This window comes from Spongiimicrobium salis, assembly GCF_043678055.1.
GTDB lineage: Bacteria > Bacteroidota > Bacteroidia > Flavobacteriales > Flavobacteriaceae > Spongiimicrobium > Spongiimicrobium salis.
Window position 1 is genome coordinate 575,455 of the sequence record NZ_JBHEQA010000002.1, and the last position, 23,217, is coordinate 598,671.

22 protein-coding genes are annotated in these 23,217 nt (G+C 38.8%); 5 read left to right on the forward strand and 17 right to left on the reverse strand.

What is annotated here, in order from left to right; all coding sequences use genetic code 11:
* Nucleotides 1–12 precede the first annotated feature (12 nt).
* The 4 genes from ACEXOE_RS11855 to ACEXOE_RS11870 form a co-directional block, all read right to left on the reverse strand.
* Nucleotides 13–1,218 (reverse strand): PQQ-dependent sugar dehydrogenase, encoded by a 1,206-nt coding sequence (locus ACEXOE_RS11855; RefSeq protein ID WP_394749015.1) that lies wholly within the window; start codon nt 1,216–1,218, stop codon nt 13–15.
* Nucleotides 1,219–1,306: 88 nt separating this feature from the next.
* The gene (locus tag ACEXOE_RS11860) at nt 1,307–4,909 is read right to left on the reverse strand and encodes an ABC transporter permease/M1 family aminopeptidase (RefSeq protein ID WP_394749016.1); all 3,603 of its coding nucleotides are present in this window, start codon (nt 4,907–4,909) and stop codon (nt 1,307–1,309) included.
* A gap of 50 nt (nt 4,910–4,959) precedes the next feature.
* Nucleotides 4,960–5,835 (reverse strand): ABC transporter ATP-binding protein, encoded by an 876-nt coding sequence (locus ACEXOE_RS11865; RefSeq protein WP_394749017.1) that lies wholly within the window; start codon nt 5,833–5,835, stop codon nt 4,960–4,962.
* A 13-nt stretch (nt 5,836–5,848) separates the two neighbouring features.
* The gene (locus tag ACEXOE_RS11870) at nt 5,849–7,807 is read right to left on the reverse strand and encodes an ankyrin repeat domain-containing protein (RefSeq protein WP_394749018.1); all 1,959 of its coding nucleotides are present in this window, start codon (nt 7,805–7,807) and stop codon (nt 5,849–5,851) included.
* Nucleotides 7,808–7,867: 60 nt separating this feature from the next.
* Here ACEXOE_RS11870 and ACEXOE_RS11875 point away from each other — a divergent pair, with 60 nt between their 5' ends.
* Nucleotides 7,868–9,205, forward strand: a complete 1,338-nt coding sequence (locus ACEXOE_RS11875; protein WP_394749019.1) for a sensor histidine kinase — start codon at nt 7,868–7,870, stop codon at nt 9,203–9,205.
* The gene (locus ACEXOE_RS11880; RefSeq protein ID WP_394749020.1) at nt 9,202–9,906 is read left to right on the forward strand and encodes a LytR/AlgR family response regulator transcription factor; all 705 of its coding nucleotides are present in this window, start codon (nt 9,202–9,204) and stop codon (nt 9,904–9,906) included. The genes ACEXOE_RS11875 and ACEXOE_RS11880 overlap by 4 nt, the downstream gene beginning before the upstream one ends.
* A 2-nt stretch (nt 9,907–9,908) precedes the next feature.
* On the opposite strand, the gene ACEXOE_RS11885 is transcribed toward ACEXOE_RS11880, so the two are convergent.
* The 9 genes from ACEXOE_RS11885 to ACEXOE_RS11925 form a co-directional block, all read right to left on the reverse strand.
* On the reverse strand, nt 9,909–10,445 hold the full coding sequence (locus ACEXOE_RS11885; RefSeq protein ID WP_394749021.1) for an LOG family protein: 537 nt from the start codon (nt 10,443–10,445) through the stop codon (nt 9,909–9,911).
* Nucleotides 10,442–10,900, reverse strand: coding sequence for a nucleoside 2-deoxyribosyltransferase domain-containing protein (locus ACEXOE_RS11890; protein WP_394749022.1), 459 nt, complete (start codon nt 10,898–10,900; stop codon nt 10,442–10,444). The genes ACEXOE_RS11885 and ACEXOE_RS11890 overlap by 4 nt, the downstream gene beginning before the upstream one ends.
* Before the next feature lie 161 nt (nt 10,901–11,061).
* Nucleotides 11,062–11,820, reverse strand: a complete 759-nt coding sequence (locus ACEXOE_RS11895; RefSeq protein WP_394749023.1) for a phosphoribosyltransferase family protein — start codon at nt 11,818–11,820, stop codon at nt 11,062–11,064.
* Between the two features lie 38 nt (nt 11,821–11,858).
* The gene (locus ACEXOE_RS11900) at nt 11,859–13,313 is read right to left on the reverse strand and encodes a nicotinate phosphoribosyltransferase (protein WP_394749024.1); all 1,455 of its coding nucleotides are present in this window, start codon (nt 13,311–13,313) and stop codon (nt 11,859–11,861) included.
* Between the two features lie 105 nt (nt 13,314–13,418).
* On the reverse strand, nt 13,419–14,096 hold the full coding sequence (locus ACEXOE_RS11905; RefSeq protein ID WP_394749025.1) for an NUDIX hydrolase: 678 nt from the start codon (nt 14,094–14,096) through the stop codon (nt 13,419–13,421).
* Between the two features lie 132 nt (nt 14,097–14,228).
* Nucleotides 14,229–15,071, reverse strand: coding sequence for a helix-turn-helix domain-containing protein (locus ACEXOE_RS11910; protein WP_394749026.1), 843 nt, complete (start codon nt 15,069–15,071; stop codon nt 14,229–14,231).
* Nucleotides 15,072–15,219: 148 nt separating this feature from the next.
* Nucleotides 15,220–15,453 (reverse strand): hexameric tyrosine-coordinated heme protein, encoded by a 234-nt coding sequence (locus tag ACEXOE_RS11915; protein WP_394749027.1) that lies wholly within the window; start codon nt 15,451–15,453, stop codon nt 15,220–15,222.
* A gap of 187 nt (nt 15,454–15,640) precedes the next feature.
* Nucleotides 15,641–16,300 carry a pyridoxamine 5'-phosphate oxidase family protein gene (locus ACEXOE_RS11920; RefSeq protein WP_394749028.1) on the reverse strand — a complete coding sequence of 220 codons (660 nt, stop codon included), beginning with the start codon at nt 16,298–16,300 and terminating at the stop codon, nt 15,641–15,643.
* Between the two features lie 10 nt (nt 16,301–16,310).
* The gene (locus tag ACEXOE_RS11925) at nt 16,311–16,829 is read right to left on the reverse strand and encodes a DinB family protein (protein WP_394749029.1); all 519 of its coding nucleotides are present in this window, start codon (nt 16,827–16,829) and stop codon (nt 16,311–16,313) included.
* A gap of 82 nt (nt 16,830–16,911) precedes the next feature.
* Here ACEXOE_RS11925 and pdxR point away from each other — a divergent pair, with 82 nt between their 5' ends.
* Nucleotides 16,912–18,402, forward strand: coding sequence for a MocR-like pyridoxine biosynthesis transcription factor PdxR (gene pdxR, locus ACEXOE_RS11930; protein ID WP_394749030.1), 1,491 nt, complete (start codon nt 16,912–16,914; stop codon nt 18,400–18,402).
* Nucleotides 18,403–18,406: 4 nt separating this feature from the next.
* Here the strand turns inward: pdxR and ACEXOE_RS11935 are convergent, their stop codons facing one another.
* Both ACEXOE_RS11935 and ACEXOE_RS11940 read right to left on the reverse strand, forming a co-directional pair.
* Nucleotides 18,407–19,111 carry a LytR/AlgR family response regulator transcription factor gene (locus ACEXOE_RS11935; RefSeq protein WP_394749031.1) on the reverse strand — a complete coding sequence of 235 codons (705 nt, stop codon included), beginning with the start codon at nt 19,109–19,111 and terminating at the stop codon, nt 18,407–18,409.
* Nucleotides 19,098–20,159, reverse strand: a complete 1,062-nt coding sequence (locus ACEXOE_RS11940; protein WP_394749032.1) for a sensor histidine kinase — start codon at nt 20,157–20,159, stop codon at nt 19,098–19,100. Before ACEXOE_RS11940 ends, ACEXOE_RS11935 begins: the two co-directional genes overlap by 14 nt.
* A gap of 211 nt (nt 20,160–20,370) precedes the next feature.
* Here ACEXOE_RS11940 and ACEXOE_RS11945 point away from each other — a divergent pair, with 211 nt between their 5' ends.
* Nucleotides 20,371–21,243: a DUF5694 domain-containing protein gene (locus tag ACEXOE_RS11945; protein WP_394749033.1), complete on the forward strand. Its 873-nt coding sequence runs from the start codon at nt 20,371–20,373 to the stop codon at nt 21,241–21,243.
* Between the two features lie 36 nt (nt 21,244–21,279).
* Here the strand turns inward: ACEXOE_RS11945 and ACEXOE_RS11950 are convergent, their stop codons facing one another.
* Together ACEXOE_RS11950 and ACEXOE_RS11955 are read right to left on the reverse strand one after the other, a co-directional pair.
* Nucleotides 21,280–22,179, reverse strand: coding sequence for a DMT family transporter (locus ACEXOE_RS11950; protein WP_394749034.1), 900 nt, complete (start codon nt 22,177–22,179; stop codon nt 21,280–21,282).
* Nucleotides 22,180–22,307: 128 nt separating this feature from the next.
* Nucleotides 22,308–22,469, reverse strand: a complete 162-nt coding sequence (locus ACEXOE_RS11955; protein ID WP_394749035.1) for a hypothetical protein — start codon at nt 22,467–22,469, stop codon at nt 22,308–22,310.
* 235 nt (nt 22,470–22,704) lie between these two features.
* Between ACEXOE_RS11955 and ACEXOE_RS11960 the strand changes: the two genes are divergently transcribed.
* Nucleotides 22,705–23,199, forward strand: coding sequence for a hypothetical protein (locus tag ACEXOE_RS11960; RefSeq protein ID WP_394749036.1), 495 nt, complete (start codon nt 22,705–22,707; stop codon nt 23,197–23,199).
* Nucleotides 23,200–23,217: the final 18 nt, after the last annotated feature.

A 23,217-nucleotide genomic window follows, 5' to 3' on the forward strand; every position in this document is an offset into this window, starting at 1 on the left:
AATTCTTTGCTATTATTCTGCACTGGCTACTGCGGTATCCGCATAAGATACCCTGTAGATCGCTCCGGCAAAATCATCAGAGATTAGAAAAGAACCATCATCCAGCATTAAAATATCTACGGGTCTTCCAAAAGCCTCTTGTGAGGGCTCGTCCAACCAGCCTTCAATAAAGGGCTCATAACGCACTGCTTTATTGTTTTCCAAGGTCACCAGGGAAATCTTGTACCCCACTTTGGAAGAACGGTTCCAAGAGCCATGCTCGGCAATAAAGGCCTTTCCTTTGTATTTTTCAGGAAACATATCCCCAGTATAGAATTTCACGGCCAATGGCGCTACATGTGCCCCTAAATTTTGTTCAGGAACGACAAAATCGGCACAGGGATATTTGTCCCCGAATTCAGGATCTTTTATGGTTCCCCCATGACAATAGGGATATCCAAAATGCTGTCCCAACTGCGTTGCTTTATTCAATTCACAGGGAGGTACATCATCGCCTAAACGATCTCGTCCATTATCCGTAAACCACAATTCTTTAGTTTCTGGGTGCCATGTAAAACCAACAGTATTCCGAACTCCTTTGGCATAAACCTCCCTGTCACTTCCATCTGGATTCATTCTTGTTATGGAAGCGTACATTTCATTGGTATCTTCATTGTCACAGATATTACAGGGCGCACCTACGGGAACATACAATTTTCCATCAGGGCCAAATGCAATGTATTTCCAACCATGGTGCAAATCCGTGGGATAATCATCATAAATGACTTCTGGTTCTGGCAATTTGGTCAAATCCTTTTCAATATCCTTATAACGTAACAGCCTGCTAACATCAGCAACATACAGATTACCATCCCTAAAAGCTACGCCATTGGGCATGGTGTAGGCACTATCTAAAATCATGATATTATCCGCCTTATGATCCCCATTGGTATCCTGGACTGCATATAATTTCTTTTTACTACGGGTGCCAACAAATAGCGTGCCCTTGTCCCCCATGGTCATTGATCTGGCATCCGGAATCCCTTCTGCAAAGAGTTCTATTTTAAAGCCTTCAGGAAGCTGTAAGCGATCCAAAGGAAGTCCTGTTACATTTTCAGTAACCGCCTCTTTTTCTTTGGTTACTTTCTGTTTTTCTTCCTTTTTCTCCTTGCAGGAAAATAAAGAAATGGATAACAATAATAGGGCACTAATTCCAAATAATGCTTTTGTTGGTTTCATTCTAAAGGTGTTTTGTACGCTAAAATAACATTAACTGGGCTTATGTCATAAAATCAAAGTGATTTTCCCATAGGATTCCTATTGTATTTTATTCTTTTGGGGTGAGTTGAATGACATTATCTTCTATATGGCGATCGATCAGTTTATGCTTTGGATCAATACCTGCCCTCCCGGGTTTTTGAGATACGATGATATCTATAGTGGTTTCCTGGGCCATAATATGATGTTTTTTTAGATAGATCAATTCTTCGGAATCTGCAGCATATACCCCAATATCGATCCAATCCCCGATAGGAATAGTTTCCTCCATCCCTTTTTCGTTGAGCTTTAACTTAAGGGCTTTAATATCCAAACTGACCCCATAGCGTTGATCGTCCAGTTTTTCATAAGTGGCATCAATAGTCTTGTTTTCATATAAGATAACCGATTCAAAGAGGTCCTTGATGATATATTGCAGACTGTCCGGAGTTACTTCCCTAAAATAAGGCAATAGATCTTGGGTGGTGCTGTAATTTTCCGTTTTTGTTTTCTTAAGACCAGTGTAGCTATCCCAATCTTTAACGAAGCGTTGTAATGCTACATTTACACTATCTTCAGACACATAATCTTGAAAAGCATTAAGGTTGACCATGCCCTTCCCATAGTGAATATATTCTTGTCCGGATTCTACTAAGGCTAGCGGCAACTCTTCTTCAGATTCCTGTGTTCTTCCGGAAAGGTAGCGGTTCATATGATTTTCTAGGAGCGCAAGCGTTTTTTCCTCTGGATATTCTTGCCGAAATATCATTAAGGCGGCATACTGGGCTAAAGCTTCCGTAATCATAGCGCCTCCTTGTACATTGGCAGGATTCACTTGGTGTCCCCACCACTGATGTGACACTTCATGAGCGGTTACATAAAATACCAGATCAACATCTTGTTGTGGATCTATATCAGTAATAAAGCCAATAGCTTCAGAAAAAGGGACCGTATTGGGAAAGGATTGGGCGAAAGATCGATATCGAGGGAATTCCATAATCCGCATTTGCTGGTATTGATATGGACTGAAATGAGTATTAAAATAGGCTAAGGATTTTTTCATGCCTTTCATCATCCGATCTAGGTTGTATTCATGACCTTTATGATAGTAGATTTCAAGGTCAATGGGGGTATTTTTGTTTTCGTTGGAAAGCATCATTTGATCTGCCCTTTTTTCATAACGGGCGGATACTATGGAGTAAAAATTAGACATGGGCTTGTCCATTTTATAATGAAAGTAATGTCGATCTCCTTCCATCCACTGCTTTTTGAGATAACCCGGTGCAATTGCCGTTTGATCTTCCTCCGTACTCAAGATAACTTCAAAATGGATTTCTTCTCCATTACCCTTGGATAGCGCTTCTTTTAAAGCCTTCGTATTATCTATGGAGAAACTTCGAGGTTTTGGTCCCAGTCCATATTCCTTCCGAAGCGCAAGATCTTCCAATTCAATGGCTTCCTTATACCCTATGGTGGGTAAGCTAAAATTGTCGAAAAAACTTCCATTATAAACTATTGAAGTATTGGTTCTTTCTTTAAAACCTTTGGTCCTGTACCGTTGTTTGAAGGTCATCTTTATGGTATCTCCAGTTTGCAATGGTCGCGAAAGAGTATACCCATTAAAATGATAGCTATTGTGGGTGGAATCCACTATTGCTCCCCCTTCAAAATGAATAACATCGATATGGCTATCCGGGTTTGGGTGTTTCTGGATATAGACTTTTGAAATGGCTTCCTTATGCGGATTGGTAAGCATAAAATAACCTTCCGCATCATAATTTCGTTGTGAAGGATACAAGTCTATGTTCAGGTTGACATCAATGATTTTAGGTTGCGGGATATGTTCCAGATGTTTCAAGGTCCTTTCATAACCCGCACGATACCTATTATTGGTTTGGACCAGCCTGTAATCATTTAAAACATTGGTATTATAGAAAATATAGCTTCCTGTTCCAAGAAATAGTAATAAGGCTACCAAGCCTGTGTTCTTTATTGGTTTTGTTAAACGAAGAGGACTTAGTTTTAGCCTAATTTTTAAGGCGGCTTCCGGACTACGAACAGAAAGTAGAATGCTTAGAAGAAACAGGAGTATGGCAAAAAAGCCCCAGTAAGCCTTAATCCAGAGATAAGGCGTTAAAAAATGACCATAAGCGTTCATATCAGAATATGTCCCCAAATCTCCTCCTCCAAAAGTATATAAGCCATGATCGAATCCGAAAATCCGCAAGCCCAATACACTGATGAAGACGATAAAAATACTGGCGAAATGTGCCATAAACTTATGGTTGACCAATACTTGGAAGAAAAAAGTGATTACCGTAAAAAGAACCAGGAAAGGAAAAACGCCTACAAAGAAGGTCATCAAGTAGACCCCTAGTTCAAACTGATCATAGCCATGTAGGGATTGAAACAAAATACCTCCTCCGATCATTAAGACCAATAAAAGGATATAGGAAAGGACCAAACCTGTAAATTTACTACTCAAACGGAGCGAATCTGATATCGGTAAGGCATCATAGATAGCGTTTAGGCGGGCATCCCTTTCCTTCCAAATGAGTTCTCCAGAATAGAATAAAATGATCAATAGAAAGAATACCAGCGTATTTTCCAATAATTCCTCGATGACGATATAGGTTACTGGATAACTATTCACCCCAAAAGAAGTTCCTAAATTGATGGACCCCATGAATAAAATCCCTATAGCGCAGCCCACAATGGCCCAAAAAGGGACTTCTTTAACGATAGCCTTAAAATAGAATAGGGAATGACGAAGAAAGATTGTAAGGGGATGGCTTTGGCCACTGAATTTAGGATAAGAAAGCGAATGGGATACCTCTTTGTCCGAAATCTTTGGGACGTTCTTCTTTTTATGTTTTTTACCAGGATTCACTTGAAATTTAAAGCGAGAATAGCCTACAACTAAGATCAGGATTCCCATAACTCCCCAAAGAAGTCTATTGTACCCTAGAATACCTTCTAATGGAATCAAATTTATATTCTGTTCCGCTATGGTCCAATATCGGGACAATACATTGATGGTTTGCCGCCCGAAAGGATCGAATAAAGATCCTAAATATTGGTTTTCGGCCGTTCTGATCAATTGAGACGACAATAAATAAATCATTAGTACGGCAAATCCTTGAACATATACTACCATTAATTTGCGACTTAAAGCACCACTGACAAAAAATAGAGCGCCCCCAAAAAATAAGGTAGGGATTACGAGAAACAAGAAAGGTTGCAGGTAATGCCAGAAATTAAACGGTAAAAAAGAATCGGCATCGGCCCAAGGCATAAACGGGGCCAGCATCATCCCTAAGAGCAGGCCACTAAAGACAAGAAGGAGAATGACAAAAGACCCCAAAAATCTACCAAAGAGATACTCCTTTTTTGTTATGGGGTTAACGAACATAAGGGATTCCATATGATGATCAAAATCCCGTAATGCCGCAACGCCCATGATCATGGATACGACCATCATGAAGAGTGCGGAGGAAATGGCCATGGCCTTGGCAATGACTGTTGGCGCATTTGCTTTTAATCCATTGAGCTTACCTTCAAAGGCAATATCCACAGCTACAATGGCATAGAGAAAGAGGATAGCAAAATAGCCATAGGTATCTGGGCGTTTTAAGCGATATTTGATTTCAAACTTGAATATTTCGAATAACATAATGAATAAGAATTGATGTAGGTAGAATAGAAGTTGTTATATGATGAGCGTTATTGAAGCCCTCCAAAAATGTGTGAGAAATAAACGGATTCCAGGTCAGTGGGAATGGATTTGAATCCGTTAGCTGGGTCCTGTTCACTCAGAATATGGATCATGGGTTTTCCCAGCAGAAACTTTTCTGCAATGACTGTGTAGCGCTCTTTGTACTCGGGTATCTCCTCCTTTGCAATAGTTTTACGATAGACTTTTCCAGCCAATTGTTCGATCCCCCTATTGGGACTTCCCTGGAACAATACATTCCCTTGGTTGATAATGGCCATTTTGGTACATAATTCTTTTACATCATCTACGATATGAGTGGATAAAATAACGACTGCATCCTCCCCTAATTCGCTCAACAGATTATAAAACCTATTCCGTTCCGCAGGATCAAGTCCTGCAGTAGGTTCGTCCACAATAATGAGTTTAGGATTGGCCAATAAGGCCTGTGCAATACCAAAACGTTGTTTCATTCCCCCGGAATACCCGCCGAGTTTCTTTTTCCGATGATTGTAAAGATTGGTCTTGTGCAATAAGGCTTTTACAATGGCTTTCCGTTCCTTTTTATCGGTAATTCCCTTTAAAACGGCCAAATGATCCAAGAGCATTTCCGCAGATGTTTTTGGATAGAGTCCAAATTCTTGGGGCAAATATCCCAACAGTTTCCGTATGTTGTCCTTTTCTTGAAGTACATTGATGTCACCAAAAGTAATTGTGCCTTGATCGGCTTCCTGTAAGGTGGCAATGGTACGCATTAAGGTTGATTTTCCCGCACCATTGGGCCCCAGTAAGCCGAACATCCCCTTGGGAATTTCCAAGGAAATAGCATCTAGGGCATGAACGCCATTGGCATAGGTCTTTGATAGGTTGTTGATGTTGAGTAGCATAGTATATATTTTATTAGTTGTGTTCAATGGCTAAAGGCAATAGGCTTCCCTCAAGGGTTCCCCGGGTAAATTTCCCGGTATCCCAAAAGAGCAGTTCACCAGCTTTGCCACTTTTTAAATTGGCGTCTATGACAATTACCTTTCCTTGATAGTGGGTTTCGATATTGCGATGGGTGGTATGCCCAACAATAATGGTAGATGATCGGAAATGTGCCAACAATTGATCGATCTCTTCCATACGGGCACGATCTCCTTGGAAATACCCCCTATAATAGATGGGGCCATTTCCCTGATGGAGGTAGTTTCCCAAGTCATTGCGATCTTTCTCCATTTCTGAGGCCACCAATTGCTTTTGAAATTCATTGTTGAGCATTGCTAAACTGACTCCTTTGGAGACCAGATCGGGATGAAATCCACCATGGGTAAAAAGCAGATCATTTACTTTGATCGCCACAGGTTTTGTGCGCAACCAACTTCCCAAAATACTTTCTTTGGAGAAAAGCGTATTTAGGGGTTGTCCCAATATCTGGGAGACTTCTTTATATTTTGGATGTATGGAACGGAGGTTCCCATTCAGTACCATGACATCATGGTTTCCTAACAAAATATGGACTTTGCCCCCCTTCTCCTCTGCTTGAGCTTCCAGATCATATAAAAACCATAGCACTTCCATAACTTGGGGTCCTCTATCAAAAATATCTCCGGCAACAACAAAATGACCATTACCAAAATTCCATTTGTCATTAGGATCCAGAATACCATGGTTCTGTAATAGCGCTATAAAAGTATCGTACTGCCCATGGATATCACTTACGGCAGCTATCCTGAAGCTACCTTGATATTCTAAAGTTTTTGATACAGCGGATGCCGTATTTCTGGGACGGGCTTGCATTCCCTTGTACACTATAGGGTCTTGAATGTTCAATCCAAATGTTTTTTGGTGTGCTTTGCCCTTATGGACCCACATCGCGGTATAATGGGTCTTGTTTCTCGTGATATAGGGACCATCACTGACTTCTTCATAAGGAATCTGCAATAAAGCTGAAATTTCCCTATGATTCTCTTTCTTCGCCAAGGCCATTGCCGTATGCCCCTTGGAAATTTCCAATTTTGGATCTGCCCCAGCATCCAATAACAACTTAACTGCTTTTGGGTCCCTTCCCCTTATCGCAAAACTCAAAGCGGTTTCTTTATCCGGACTTATACGATTTACGTCAATATCATAGTTGATCAACGCCTGTATGCTATGGTGTTTTTGATAACCTACGGCAAACATCAGGGGACTAATTCCCTCCACATCCAAATTGGGGTCAGCCCCCTGCTCTAATAAGTACTTGACCATCTTAGCATTCCTATCATGCTTAATGGCATAGTGTAATAGACGAAATCCTTTATGGTATAGCGCATTGATATCGTTTCCTTTTTGAAGGAAAGCCGCCACCTTTTCCGTATTGCCCAACTCAATGTATTGATGAATATCATGTTCAAGGGCCTTGTTTGCCGTTCTTTTTAAGAGTTGTTCCTCGGTCAGCTCCCGATACATGTTCAAAACAAAGGATTTTCCCTGCGGCGTGCTCCAAGTACCTTTAATTTCATTATCGGTTATGGTACCTGTATAATGTCCTTCAGACTGAATGGAAAATGCTAACGAGCTTTCTGTATACTGCAATTCTTGCATTTCTAAGGTAGCCACACCCTTGGAAGCAGGTCCCATAAATCCTTTTAATGGTTGAGCATCCGAAGCTTCGAAATGCCAAAGAATACCAACGACCTTGTCTTCACTTAAGATAATATTACCTTCCCAATCCCCGGATAGATAATTGGGGTTTACCGGGCTTTCTTGCGCCTTAACGATTATTGGAAAGCTGCAGAGAAAACATAAGAACATAATAAATGCCAAGACGTATGATTTGCGATACATTTTTGATTTAGGGCCTTTTTGCCAATCCTTGTGACTATAATAAATATTCATGATGTGATTATTTTATGCCCCAAACCTATGGGATGAGGCATCGCTTTAAAAAGAATTGTGATGAACATCAGGGCGTTAGGGAAAGAAAAGCGATTACCGCATAACAACAGTGTTCATCCCAATTTCAGCACAATTTATCCCGCTGTAGTAGCTTCACATCAACTTTTTTGGTCGGCACATTTTATATTGCTAATATTGATCATGATGTCATTTATAAGCAGAAATAAAAGAGTATTCACAACTGTGGTTCTCGCCGCTTTCTTTTTCCTAAGTGGAATTCTTACCATATCGGCAGATATGGTCTATGCCGGAGGTGCTTTTTTTATATCGGCCATCATCGCACTTATTTACCTCCCGGTTTTCTGGTTTTTGGAGCGCAGGGTAGAACACTATTCCAGGGACCGATGGATACGCAAGGAAGTGTGGCTTTTGGCCTTGTTGATGCTCCTTTTAAATAGTATTGGTTTTGTGGAATCTTTACTTTATGATCACATTATTACCCTATTGTTTGCCTTTAATGCCGTTGTGATATTCTTGATTCATTACGATTTTGAAAAAAAGAATAAGATGATGCCTTTTTTAGATGATTGGGGCAAATCCAATACCATCTTTAAACGGTACGGCATGTTTGTGCTCTTTACCCTTCTGTGCTTGTTCTCCTATGTGTTTTATCTAGAAACGGGTGAAAACGAGTTGGTACGGGTACGGACGGATAAGTATTATATTGATTTTCTGCTTTCCTTTTTCTTTTTGTCGCTCCTCTTCTTTATGATCAACTGGGTGTTTCGATTAATGAAGCATATTTATAACCTGAGAAGTGAGCAAAAGAAAATGGAATTGGCCCATTTACAGCATCAGGTCAATCCACATTTCTTCTTTAATATGCTGAACAACCTATACGGTTTTGTTGAGGAAGATGCTGCCAAAGCCCAAGAATTGATACTGAAACTTTCGGATATGATGCGTTATAGTATCTATACAGGACAACAGGACAGTATTTCTATCGCAGAAGAGGTAGACTATTTAAAAAATTACATTGCCTTGCACAGAATGCGCTATCACAAGGACATCTCCATCGTATTTGAAACCGATATTGAAAGGGAAACCCATAGAGTGAAGCCTTTATTGTTTATCCTTTTATTGGAAAATGCCTTTAAACATGGTGTGGAAAATTTAAGGGAAGGCGCTTTTGTACATATGTCTTTGAAATGCACGGAAACAGCGATTCATTTTGTGGTGAAAAACAATTACAACAAAACCCAAGTTCCCAAAATTCCGGGTATAGGACTAAAAAATTTAAAACGAAGATTGGCCTTGATCTATCCAAAACAACATCAACTTACTTTTGAAGTCACAGATGAAGAATACAAGGCTACCCTAATATTAAAAACATTATGATTACCTATTTGATTATAGATGATGAGCATATGGCCCATGGCATTATCAAACGTTATTGCGACTTACTTCCCAATATGGTTTTGAAGAAAAGCTGTTATGATGCTTTGGAGGCTATTGAATACTTAAACAGTAATACGGTAGACCTTATTTTTCTGGATTTGAATATGCCCATGCTCAAAGGATTCGATTTTTTAAAGACTTTGTCAGCTCCTCCAAAAGTTATTGTGACAACAGCTTATAAGGAATTTGCTTTGGAAGGATATGAACTCAATATTGTGGATTATCTATTGAAACCTTTTGGATTTGAGCGACTTTTAAAAGCGGTAAACAAAGCTATGAGCAGTGTAGAATCTTCCAAGAATACCGTTGTAGTAGAACAACAAGGCGCACGTCCGCAGACTATTTTTTTACGCTCGAATAAAAAATACACCCAGGTGGTCCTTCAGGACATCCTGTATATTGAATCAGCGGGCAATTATGCCAAGGTATTTACAGAAAATGAGCAAATAATAGTTCGTGAAAAAATTCCAGACTTGCTAAAATTATTCCCCAAAAATGGCTTTTTGCAGGTGCATAAATCCTTTGCTGTGGCCGTGGCACATATCAAAAATATTGAAGGGAATAGAATTACGATTAAGGAACATGTAATCCCCATTGGAAATATGTATAAGACCAATGTTACCCGATTGCTGGATTCTTGATCTTATCCGTGATATTTATGGAATACTGTTTCAAAAGCAGAAAAGTCATCTACTACGGTAAATAGATAATGTTCATATTCGGGAATCAAAGTAGCCTTCAATGCTGCAATCACTGGCCTCCATATAGCTCCGATAAAATAAAGCTTAGGTTGTTCGTCTAGAGGTTCTTTTCGAATAATATCCAACGCTAGAAAGATTTCGGATAAGGTACCTATGCCCCCGCGTTGCACGATGAAGATATTAGTCCCTTCCATAAGTATCTTTAGACGTTCAAATAAGGTGTTGGTGACCATAGTCTTTGATAAGAAGGCATTGCCCTGTTCTGGTCCCACCTGTTTACAGGTTACTCCAATACTGGTTCCCTTGGCCATGGCAACACCTTTGGAAACAGCCTCCATCATTCCTCCATAGCCTCCATTCTTTACCTGATATCCTGCTTTGGCCAATAGTGTCCCTATCTGAACGGTCTCTAGGTATTCTTTGGTTTCTTGATCATTTCCGGATCCACCGAACAATGCGGCATAACGAGCTGTTTTCATAGGGGTTCTTGTTTTATACAATGAATTAAATCCTGCAAGGATTGCACCTGCCTTATATGATAACGTTCACAAACAATATCTACATTCCCTTTTCTCCAAAAGCCCTCCGGACAGCAGACCAGCATTTTTCCACTCTGGGCAAATAGACCGAGCTCCAAAAGACTTATGGGAGATTTGGTAGAAGGATCAAAATACATGACAATACGCTGTACTTCCTCCAACGCTTTCAATTCCCAGGATACTTGTTCTTTGAATTTTGGGTTGTTAATGTCTTGTTTCCAATTACTGTCCCAGGATGCTCTTCTTGGATTCAATACCATTACATCCATATCGACCAGGGCTTCAATTACCAGGTTTTGCCATGGTTCGGCCGTATCACTTTCAATACTTCCAGCTAAAAAAACACTGTATTGATTATGTATTTCAAACTTTTCTGGAGGAGTAATGACGGTCATACTTTCTTTAATTTTGTGCTATTTCTTTTGAACAGCATATGTGAATCAACGATTTCTTAGGCATGATATCGCTTAAAATCCAATAGGAAATATACATTAAATCGTGCTATAATGATACTAGTAACGATAGCTACACTTCCTTTTTTTAAGAGGGTATTATCTTAAATAAGCTTGTATTGTGTTACAAAAGCGTCTTCAATATCTTTGTAACTATTGGTGCAATACACATGATCGATGCTTTCTTTCAATTCTTCGAACCCATAGTGGAATTGAGCATGGGTAATGTATAAAAACACCTTGGAAGCTCCTTGTTTTTTAAGGGCACTGGCCAGGTACTTAAAGGTTCTTCCCCCATCGGCCAAATCGTCAACGATCAAACATTCTTTTCCTTGGACATCCCCCTGAATGCTAATGATGGGTTTGCCGGCTACTCGGACCTTATTCGATGGAATCAAATCAGCGTTCAGCTGTTCTGCGATTTCATGGGTGGTTTTGTACGCTCCGGCATCTGGACTGACCAGAACAGGATTCCCAATGGCTTTAAATGCCTTTTCTACATAGGGGAAATGGGAAATCTGGACGGCATTGTGAATCAAGGCCAAAGGGATAGGGCTATGCGGGTGTAATATAGCAACTTGGTCGAAACCCATAGCATTGATGAATTTAGCAATCACTTTTAAGTCAAAGGAGGTGTTTTCTTCAAAACGCCTGTCGGATCGCTGCCCTATCAAACACAATAGGGTAAGCGTCGCGCTTGCATTTTTTTGCAATCGATGCGCTGCATCCCAAGCTTCCTTCACCGTAGCTGCTTTGAACAATTCAGTATAACTATTGCCTCTTAGGGTTATATGGATATCCCCAGCTTCCAAGATTTTAGCACTTACCTGCCCGTCCTTGAATGTTTTGATTTCGTAATTCATGCGTTATATATTAACGATTAGAAGGATATTAAAAAAGTTTAAACGATAGTATTCAGTCGTTCCCTAACTTCCTCTAGAGTCACTTTTTGAGTGAATTTCCCATCTTTATAGATGGTTTGTAAGGCACCTTTTCGTTCCTCAACTTCATCTACTTGGTCCACCAATTCATAATCTCCATCTTTTAAATCGACCCGAACCAGTCCTTTAGCCGATTTTTTAACGCCATCATCCGTAATGGGGTCTTTAAAGATTTCCCGACGCTCTCCATTGACGACTACAGAAGTCGCTTTCATCGCAAATCCAAAAGTATCCCGGGTATTGAACTGATACGTAAACGAGCCTATTCCTAGAACAACATTGGTGGAAGCAAAACCTTTATCGTGTAATCTACGACAAATATTCTCGGCCCGTTCCGTAGTGATACTATCGCCGTAAATGGCTCCAATATGGGGATCTAGTACCTTATACCCTTGTTCGTTTACCGTTCCTCCAAAGAGATCCCATAAGAGTTCTACAACTCCCTTGTTTTTAGGGCCATTACTCCCCAGGGTTTCAGATTCACCGCAGATGATGGTTACAGGGTCCCCGCTATCGGGGCGTATCACTAGTTTTCCTTCTCTCGATAACACTTCTTCCTTTAATTGTGGCAGATAAACCGTTAGGACTTTCCATAAATCCCAAGTATCACTTACTACAGATAAAATACCTGTAGGATAGGTATCCATTAAAGTTCTAAAGGTTTCAATTTCGTCATCCTTGGTGCCAGCACACATGACAGAATGCTCAGTGGCATTCACAGAACCTACTACAAAGCCTACGGCTTCGTAATATTTACGTAGGCTACTGATCACGGGTAGTGTATCCGATCCCAAGAAAACGGCAGCGTGTCCCATTCCAGAAGATACGGCGCTCTGTAAGCCTCCCATTCCGCGCATGGAAAAATCATGGCCTTGAAAATCAATAAAAGCAAGATTTTCCTCGTCCGTAAGCATGGCCCAATGTTTAAAAATTCGTTTATAACGCAAGGCAATAGAAGCCGAGGTCATAGGCTGCCATAACATAGTAGACAAAATGGTCTCGAGAAAATTGGTAACCCAGTAAAACTCTTTTTTGGTATTGACCACCGTAAGCATAGGAACTCTAATAGGAACCTCTACCCCTTCTGGTAGGGACTTCACTTGTATAGGCAAATATTGTAGGTCGTGCAATTTTTCGAAATGTTGCACATCATATTCCGTATTGAGATATAAGGATAGTTCGGTTTGAATTTCCGCACAAACTTCCGCTTTGGGCTTTTCAAAAAAATGAGTTTGAAAATACTCATGTAGCCATTGTATCACATATTGCTGCCCAAAAGAAACTACCTTTTCACAACCTGCAGGAGCATACTTATTGCTTCTGGGAGTCCAATTGGAATAGACTTCCTCTGTCCCCTTTGGATATTGTTGATGATGTCCTGTTTTATAACCGTCCGTTAGTAATAATCCGTTCATGATAAATTAAAATTATTTGCGTAAATATGACACAAATATAAATACTTCTTTGAAAGAAACAAATTATTTGCGTAAAAAAAACACAAACTACCCTAAACGAACATACTAAATCTCAAAAACAATACCTTGTTTTTTGAGTTGAAAATATCTCTTTTGATTGAATTTGAATAATTTGGCGGGCCTTCCTGAACCTTTGGAAATGCTTTCCTCAAGGCTGTCCAGCACATTTAACCCCATTATTTTCTTCCTAAAGTTACGCCTGTCGATAGGTCTTCCCAATAAGGTAGTATATAATTTTTCCAAATCTGAAAAGGGAAATTTCCTATCCAATAACTCAAACCCAATAGGCTCATAAGTGATTTTGGCTTTTAAACGGCTTATGGCCGTTTTTAGTATTTCGGCATGGTCAAAAGATAAGTCCGGTAGTTCTGCAATAGTAAACCACCGCACTTCTTCTGCATCGGTTGAGGCCGCTATGGTAAAGGTCTTGGGGCGCACCAACCCAAAATAGGCCACGGATACTACCCTACTCCTTGGATCTCTCTGAGGCGACCCAAAGGTATAGAGCTGTTCCAAATAATTGAATTTTACTCCAGTTTCCTCCTGCAATTCCCGTTCTACGGCTTCTTCCAGAGACTCATCATTCTTGACAAATCCTCCGGGAATTGCCCAACTGCCCTTAAAAGGAGCATACTTTCTTTTAATAAGCAATACTGATATGACACCTTCTTCATAGCCAAATACTACAGCATCTACCGTTAATTTAATTGATTGGGATTTCATATGCGTAATTTGTACACGAAAATACGAAAATTGCAAGATATTTGTCTCGCCCAATGTCTTTCTTGACCTGGAATAGTCTTAGCATAATCCAATTTTTTTAGCAGAACACTTTTGAAAAAAATTAAGGAATCTTTAAATCAATCTATTATGTTTTAGTTGCTTGCGAAACTCTTTAGGGGATACACCACTGTGTTTTTTAAATACCCTGCTAAAATATAAGGGGTCATTAAAGCCAACTTGGTATGAGATTTCCTTTATAGGGGCATTGGAGAGGAAAAGCTTATTCTTGGCACTAGCCACCCGTTTCAAATTGAGAATCGTAATAAAACTATTTTGAAAGTATTTTTTGCAAAACCTATTAAATGATGTCATTGATATACCAAGGCTTTGGGCATAGAATTCAGGAGAGCCCTGATGCCGAAAATGCATCTCAATAAGGCCTTCTAACTGGGCATGCATACCTTCCTTAAAAGATAATTCTTGTTGTTGTTTTCCCATTTTGATTCTAACAGCTTTGATCAAAAACATCTTCAGCTGACTTGAAACCATATCCAATATACCCATCTGTTTTTCTTGAAGCTCCTTTTGGATATCGATATAGTATTGATGTAGTTCATTATATTCTGACTTCGTACATTTTAGTGAGAAATCATTTAAAAAATTGTTGAACAATACCCCTTGGCATCCAATGTCCTTAGCATGAATATCGATGCAAAAAAAATCGGGATGAAATTGAATGAACTTGGCTTCAGATACCGTTTCCAAAACCATTTTCTGATAGGGATAAAAAAAGAAGATGCTGTAATCCGATAAGGTAATTTTGCGATTATCAAGGGATAGGAATCCGCTAGCTTTTTCAAAAAATAATACCCCATAGAAATTTGGAGTGTCCAACAGTGTTGAAAGGGTGCGTTTTGATACCATGGTTGTGGTCAATACCTTTTCATTCTGCTTATTTCTTAAGAGCCATTCCATTGCACCTGTGAGGTTGTTAAAGTTGTTTTTTACGATAGAATATAAGGATAAACCAAGGATTATGCACTACTTCTACTTCCTATATAGGTCGTACAAAAGTGAAGGAGCCACCAAAAGGGCAGCTCCTCTTCAAAATAGTATCCAAGACCTATTTCCAATAATTATTCGCTGCCGAAATGGTCTGAAAATTCAATGCAATTACCTGTGAGGCTGCTGTTAGACCCGAAGCATCATTGGCATAGGCAGGCCTTAACTTTTTTAAAACTTCCATGTCTGGTTGCGTTGATTTTACCCCCATTCTAGACAATTTTATGGCCAATTCAAATCCTTCTTGTGGTGTAGCCGTATGTAAACTTTTCAGCCAAATTTCCTTTTTTTCCATGCGATAAATCCTTTTATTAAAAATAGTATATGATGTGCTTCAAAACTACCCTTTTACTTCTTTTAAGGATAAGGAATATCAATTCAAAACATGGATAATATGACCATTCTCATGCTTTTCATGGGACATAGGAGGTGTATTACCCTTATAGTGTATACTTTTCCCCTCTGACAAAATAGATGAAAAGTTACTTATTGCTTTCATAATAGTCCAACACATGTGAAGGAATGGGAACATCTTTAGGAAGAAGATCATCTGATATAGGGTATTTTGCTATTTGTTGCAAAGGAACAAGTCCCGCCCAAATCGGTAATTGTTCATCTGCTTTTTCATCGGATACGCCAACATCCCTAATTTTAGCGGATGCCGTTATGATTTCCAATTCAATGACCAAGGTAGCCTTTAATTCTTTTTCGTTGATGGGACGTAACTCCTCCCACCGTCCCAGAATCATATGATCTACAACACATTTTAGTGCTTTTTCCTTTAGTAACAGATCATCTATTCTTTTTGTCTTACCGAATACGACCGCAGATCTATAATTTACAGAATGATGCAGGCCAGAACGGGCCAATACCAGGGCATCTAAATGCATCACGGTCATACTGAGGTTGTCAGATCGTAAAATATGTTCAAACATTCTATTTTTTAAGGAACCGTGTAAGTATATTTTATTGTCATCCCGGCCATAGGCCATGGGCAGGCACATGGTCTGCCCTTCATAGGTATAACTGACGTACCCTATAAAACCGGCATCTAAAATTTCGTTTATTTTTTCAACATCATACACCGCTCTCTTAGCACCTCTTTTTACTTTATTCAATGCATTTTTATGATATTCGCTCATCTTCTATGTTTTATAGATATTTGGTTTTAATACTTTCCATATGCCAGATATCGTGACCTATTATACTAAAAGCGGCAGCCCTTGCAGACATAGGATTTCCATTTACATTTCCAATATGACTTAAATCTTCTTCCGATAGACTGTTCAATAGTGCTATAGTGTTATTGCGGTTGATCTGAAATTCTGACAAAAGTTTTTCCATACTTTTTTCTGATGCTTTTGAAGGTATAGTATACCCTGTTTGATCAAAATCACTTAGAAGGGTATTATCCCTACGGGCAATTCTAAAACAGCGATAGCTAAATATGCGCTCTGCATCAATGAGGTGCTGTAGGACTTCTTTTATGGTCCATTTCCCTTCTTCATAGCGATAGTCCCACTTCATCTTAGGCAAAGAGGAGAAAAATTGGACCAACGTTGTTTTTCCATCCTGAAAACCAGTATCTAATGTGGTCGTTTCGGGAAGCATGTTGATATACCTTCCGTAGTAAGGGGCAAATTCGTTAGGTTTTAATGAGGATCTTTCCATTTGTCTTTGTTTTACGGGGTAAAAATACTAGTTTGGTGGGTGGTTATAGTCGTCCAGAATTAAAATACTAAGTAGTCCAGATATGATTCCTTATAAAACCTTGATATCCTTAGATAGAAATCGTGTTCAACCTATCTATCTGCAAATATCCAATCAGTTTATTCAATTGATCAAGACAGGGGTTCTACCTCCAAATACGCAATTGCCCGGAACCAGGAGTTTGGCAGATTTATTGAAAGTGCACCGTAAAACCATGGTCGCCGCCTATGACGAACTTATCCTTCAAGGTTGGGTGGTAACGGTACCTAAAAAAGGGACTTTTGTTCATGGAAATATTCCTTTACTACAACAACGCCTATTATCGGACCAAAGCACCCCTCAAAAAAAGATACATACAGGCTTTTCTTTTTACAAGGATTCCAGGGTCGACATTCCCATCATGCAACCCAAAGCAGGGATTACATATATCGATGATGGCGTTTCGGATTCCAGATTAACGCCCACTAAGGAGATAGCTGCGTTATATAAATCGATCAGCATTAAAAAAAACACCTTGAATCAGCTCTCCTATGGCACCACTTACGGAAATTTAGAATTGCGAAAAGTGTTGAAAACCTACTTGAATCAAACAAGAGGTCTACATATTGATATTGACAATATTATGATTACCAGAGGAAGTCAAATGGGGATCCACTTAGCCTCCAGACTCCTCGTACAAGAAGGGGACTATGTCCTCGTAGGCCATACAAATTATATCGCTGCCGATATGAGTTTGCGCATTTCGGGAGCCCAACTATTAAGTGTTCCTGTAGATCATAATGGATTGGATACCGATGCCATTGCGGAATTGTGCAATAGCTACCCCATTAAGGCAATTTATGTTACCTCCCACCATCATCACCCTAGCACGGTGACCCTTTCGGCGGAACGAAGGATGAAACTTTTGAATTTGGCCAATACGTATAATTTTGCCATAATAGAGGACGATTATGATTATGACTTCCATTATAACCATGCCCCTATCCTACCCTTGTCCAGTCATGACACCAATGGCAATGTCATCTATATAGGATCTTTCTGCAAGACCGTAGCCCCGGTATATCGTGTAGGCTATTTGATCGCGCCCAAGGATTTTGTGGATCAAAGTGCAAAAATAAGACGCTTTATTGACCGGCAGGGTGATGCGCTTTTGGAACTGTCATTTGCCCATTTTATACAAAATGGCAGCTTGGATAGACATATCAAAAAGGTGTTAAAAATATATCGTGAACGTAGAGATTTGTTTTGTAGATTATTGCAATCTGAATTGGGGAACTATTTTCAGTTTGAAATCCCAAAAGGAGGCATGGCGGTATGGATAAAACTCAATCCTCTCTATACCTGGGAACTGGTTCATGCCAAAGCAATGGAACAGGACTTAGAGATTGGAAATTGGGGAAGATATGATACCCGACAAATAGGACATAATTGTATTCGCATTGGATTTGCGGCACATAATGAAAAAGAGATCCATGAGTTGATTCGCAAATTAAAGCTGACCATGAATGCCCTTGGACCTTCTTCCGAAAGTTAGGGTGTTAAAGTTTCATTTTTTTAATAACAGCAAAAAATGATTGCTTGTACGTATCTCCAATGGGTAAGCAGTCCTTCTTAATATAAACGGATAGAGCATCTGTTTTATGTAGGTGTAGTAACGATATAATATAGGATTTATGGATCTTTACAAACATGGTTTCCGGCAAAAAATCCTCAATGTGTTTTAAGGTATTATAGGTAATAATTTGCTTATGCTCTAAGTGTATGGCCACATAATTCTTTAAGCCTTCGATATAACAAATATCTTTTAGGTACACCTTTTCAAAATTGTGTTTGCCATCTGTTTTAACAAAAATAAAGGTGTCGGTTTTAGTGATTTCCTGAGGCTTTTCCAGATGTTTCACTTTAAGGACAGCTTGGTAAAACCGCTCAAATTCAAAGGGTTTTAAAAGATAATCAACAGCATTGAGATCATAACTTTCCAGGGCAAATTGCGGATAAGCAGTCGTAAATATGATTTTTGTACTGCTGTGAATAAGTTTTGAAAGCTGAATACCTGTTAATTCGGGCATCTGTATATCCAAAAAGACCAAATCAATATCATCTCTGTCAATAATAGCCAAGGCTTCCAAAGGATTTGTGCTCGTAGCGATGCACTCTAAAAACGATACTTTGGAAATATAATTCTCCAGCAAGCGTATTGCGGGCGGCTCATCATCAATAATCAAACATTTAAGCTCTTGCATAGGATTCTTGGGTTAAAGGTAATTGCAGAAACGCCTCAAAATACGTTTCCTTGGTCTTATAGTTCAACACGTAGGCCTTGGGAAATAGCACGTCCAGTCGCTTTACTAAATTTTCTCTGCCTATTCCTTTTTGACTATAACTTTGTCCTTTGGATATTCTGTTTTTGGTATATACACAAATATGGGTTTCCTCAATTTCAATTAAGATGCGTGCAGGATGATCTTTGTGATTCAAAATACCATGTTTAAATGTATTCTCTATAAAATGAATCAACACTAAGGACGGAATCCTCTGCTGTGCCACGGTTCCTTTAATTTCATAGTCCAAAAAAAGATTATGCTCAAAACGTTTCCGATAAAAATAAATATAATCTTCTATAAAAGCCAGTTCCTTCTGTAAGGACATAAAATCACTTTTGGCTTCATAGGTAATATAACGTAACAGCTCGGAGAGCTTGTAGATACTTTTGGCCGTTTCCGGTTGTTTATCAATCAATTCGGTATAAAAAGCATTTAAGGTATTGAATAAAAAATGAGGTTCTAATTGTCCTTTCAATAGCTGTAGTTCCGCACTTTGTCGCTCAATTTCCAACCGATGAATGCTATTGATGTTTTTGATGTACATAAACAACAAATACATTGACGTACTGAACAATAGTGATTTTATAGTGTAATAGGTATTGTCAAAAATATAGTACCAAAATACCCTGGTATTGTCGGAATAATTGTGGAACCCAAAAATGTGATATACCAAAATCTCTTCCAGGGTATACCGAATGCCTGCAAATACAAAAGGCATTAGCACTACGGCTAGAAAAAACAAAGCTATTTTTTTCTTTGAAAGGGTACGCGGGCAAATGAAGGCATAGTTCAAGCAATAAACACTATAGAACGATAAAAGAAAGGTGATTTTTAAAAGGATGTAGGCAGGTTCAAAATTTTCTAAGAAATAAGATTCTCCCCGATATACATAATCCCGGAAATAGTCCATGGCCAGAATGATAATTCCTAATAACAGATGATATTTCCATGTTTTTCTAAGTTCCATAGGACGAAAATATCCATTTATTGAAGATATCCTTTGTTCTTAGGACAAAAGCGCTCTTTCTTTATATGAATTCTTCCAAACAACGGACAAAAAAATAAATGGGGTATTCTTCCTGTTTTGTCCAATATATTCTGGCATTCACCCTATTGCCAGAATTTCGGCGAAGTATCCCCATAGTTTTGACTTCAATAACTCTTAAAACAATAGTACAATGAAAATCAAAACTTGCATATTTATTTTTTGTTTGGCCCTACAAGGGACATGGGCCCAAACCACATTTAATGTAAAACAACATTTTAAGGAAGCTGGAATTTCTGAAATAATGATTTTAGGAAGCTTTCATTTTAACAATCCGGGCTTGGATACCTATAAACCTAAATATGAGGTAGATATTCTTTCGGCAACAAAACAGCAGGAGTTACTGGAAGTTATTGAGGCGATTAAAAAGTTTGGTCCCACAAAGATTGCCATAGAAGTTAGGAAAGAAGGTCAAGGCCGCATAGATTCCCTGTATAATGCCTATCTAAAAGGGAAATTTAAACTTAAGAGGAATGAAACCTATCAAATTGGCTTCCGTTTAGCAAAGATGTTGGGGCATAAAAAAGTCTACGCAGTAGATGCTTCTGCCAAACGGGACAACCTTGGTTTAACCGACGCACAATATAAAGAGAAAGAGAATTATTTTATTGGAAAGGCAAGACCGGATCTGTTGCAGCGTGAAGTATGGTTAGATCAAAAATTCAATGCGATGTATGAATTTGAAGATCAATTGAAAACGCAAGTATCCTTATTGGATTATTTCCTATTCATGAACGATCCTGAAATAACAAAGGCAAGTCATGGTCATTATCTTATTGCTAATTTTAAGATGGGCGAAGGCACAGATTATTTTGGACCTGACGACGCCATGTGGTGGTACAACAGGAATCTTAGGATTTTTCACAATTTGCTAAAAATCAATGAACCGGGAAAGGATAAGATCTTTGTGCTTTTTGGCGCCGGACATGTTCCTATTTTAGATTTTTTAGCGGATACCTCTATAGAGTTCGAAAAAAAGGTGTTTCAGGATTATGTAAATAAGTAGATTTCAATCCTCAAGGAAAACGTGCAATGACTTGTTTCATTGCGCGTTTTTTTTCTTGGAATAGCCAAAGATCAATAAGCCGATAATAATGATAACTCCTCCCAATAATTGTACACCATAGATCTTTTCTCCAAAGGGAAAAGCAAGAATTACGGTAAAGAAAGGGATGAGATTCATGTACAAGGAAGAGGTAGTGGCCCCCAACTGCACAATACAATAATAAAAAGCGGAATATGCAATCCCAGTACCCAAAATCCCCATAAATAGAATACTTCCCCAGAAAGAAATATCACTAGGAACAGGGCGTTCCACTAATTCAGGAAAAGAAATCAATGCAAATAATACCAAGGACATAATGGATGTAATCGTAGTCATGACCATCGCATTGATATGCGGCAAATACTTGTTTACTATAATTTGCGAGAGGGAAAAAACAATGGCCATTAAAAGAATATAAATATCGCCAATTTCAAATTGTAACTGTAACAAGGTATGGAGTTGTCCTTTGGTCAAAATGATTACAACCCCTAAAAAACTAGTTAAAATGGCAGCTTGTTGTAGTGTTTTTAGTTTCTTCTTCTGAAAAATATAGGAGAAAATAGCGGTGAGAGCGGGACTAGTGGCAATAATAAGAGAACCGTTTACTGCACTGGTCGATTTTAATCCCAGGTTAAAAAAATAAATCGTCAAAAAGATTCCAAAAAAGGAGGCAAGAAACATATATCCATAATCTTTGGCGGAAAAGTTCCACCGAAATATCTGTTTTCCAAATTGGAAATAGAGAATAACGAGCAAAGCAATTACGGCAAAGAAAAACCGAACGGCCGCTACACCAACAGGGGTGTAAAATTCCATGGCTATCTTGACCACATGAAAATTCACCGCCCAAAATAGCATCGTAAGCAGCAGCAATAGAAGTACGATTCCTCTTTTCATGGAAAGGATTAAGGCATTTTAGTTTTAGTGCCCCAAATGTACTCTCTTTTTCCGCATTTCAATATCATTTTTTAAGGCAAGTTTCTCCTCCTTTCAAATTTTATAAAATCACGGTTTCTAGCATTTTATTAGCTATGGGCTCGCATCCAAAGTTTTGGAATACAAACCAAAGCCAACCCTAAATTAAAGAGTAGGAGTTCGTAATACCAAGGTTCGGATTCCGGTACAATGATAAAGGCGCTGAGCATCAGTGCAACACCTAAAATTTTTAAGATTTTTATAATTTTCATGAACTTGTTTTATACCCTTAGTGACAAAGTTTTATGAAATATGACCGGTAAATCCAAATTCTTCTAAAGATATGAGGACTATAAGCTGTTTTAACATGCATTGTTTAGGGTTTAATATGTTGTTATTTACTTGGGAATGTCCCTTCCACAACCTTTTTACCCTCTTTTACAACAAAATTTCCTGTCATTCTGAAGAAGATTTTAATTTTGAATGCATAATTGAAACAACCAAACCATGAAAAAACGATTATTTACCATGCTCATTGTCTTATCAATGAGCGGATTATTTGCACAAGAAGGCTTCAAAATAGGCATTCAAGGAGGTATTCCCTTAAATGATTTTGATGATCAAATAAGCGTTGCTGTAGCCTTGGATATCGGTTATATGCATGCTTTGGGTGAGGTGGTTGATTTTGGGGTTATTTCAGGTTTCATACACGGATTTCCAGAAACTTTTCAAACCAATACGGTAAATATTGACTTCCCCAGTGTGCAATTTGTTCCCCTCACGGCTGCGATACGAATATGGCCTTCCAATTCCTTTTCCTTTGGTGGAAATGCCGGTTATGCTTTTGGCTTAAACGAAGGCAATGAAGGAGGATTATATTACCGACCCATAATTGGATATTTGCTGGGAGCCAAGACAGAAATAAATGTCTCCTATACTGGAATTTCCTTAGATAACGCCTCCTGGACAACGGCTACCTTGGGAATCTTATATACGTTTTAAAGAAACTAAAGATTCTTC